The 726-nt window shown below is 70.1% G+C and carries 2 protein-coding genes; one reads left to right on the top strand and one right to left on the bottom strand.

Annotation, left to right across the window (positions count from 1 at the left end):
• A partial coding sequence (locus tag KBX53_RS34845; protein ID WP_210864023.1) for a MarR family winged helix-turn-helix transcriptional regulator occupies positions 1-387 on the bottom strand: 387 nt, incomplete at its 3' end.
• A gap of 107 nt (positions 388-494) precedes the next feature.
• On the opposite strand from KBX53_RS34845, the gene KBX53_RS34840 reads away from it, so the two are divergent.
• The coding region (locus KBX53_RS34840) for an LLM class flavin-dependent oxidoreductase (RefSeq protein ID WP_210864022.1) at positions 495-726 on the top strand (232 nt) is incomplete at its 3' end.

The raw sequence follows: 726 nt of genomic DNA, 5'->3' as shown, positions 1-726 counted from the left end.
GATGGCGCGCAGGTGCGGAAAGGTGGCGCCCTTGAACGCCTCGGCGCCGGCTGTCGTGAGCAGCACCTCGGCGCCACGGGGCACCGTCGCGCACTCCTGGCGGCGGATCAGGCCGCGCCGTTCCATCCGCCCGAGGTGGTGCGAGAGGCGGCTCCGCTCCCACCCGATGTGCGCGGCGAGTTCGGACGACCGCATCGCCTGACCCTGCGCCTCGCTGAGGGCGAGGAGCACGGCGTAGTCGCCCGTCGAGAGCGAGGAGTCGCTCTGCAACCGGGACTCGAGCCGGGAGCCGAGCGCTGCCGTCGTCTCGATGAAGTCCCGCCAGATCCGCAGCTCGTCGGCGGTGGGGAGCTGGCGCCCCCGCCGGGCCGGTGTGGCGTCCGTCATCTCACTCTCCTGGGAATTGACGTGTCAATTGCCAAGTTAGCATCATTGACACGTCAACCGGTAGGTCTGCTTCCGCAGCTCGCCGGCTGAGCACCGAGGAGGGGACGATGGCAGCTGCAGACTTCGAGCTGGGGCTGAACTCGTTCGGGGAGGTCGCCACCGACGGCGACCGGACCCTGAGCGACGCCGAGACCGTACGGCTACTCGTCGACGAGGCACGGCTCGCCGAGTCGGCCGGACTCGACGTGTTCAGCGTCGGTGAGCACTACCGCGAGGGACACAACGACTCGGCGGCACCCGTGCTGCTGGCCGCGGCCGCGACGGCGACCGAGCGAATTC

The organism is Micromonospora sp. M51, assembly GCF_018070305.1.
GTDB classification, from domain to species: Bacteria; Actinomycetota; Actinomycetes; order Mycobacteriales; family Micromonosporaceae; genus Micromonospora; species Micromonospora parva.
This window is presented reverse-complemented; position numbering and strand designations above follow the sequence as displayed.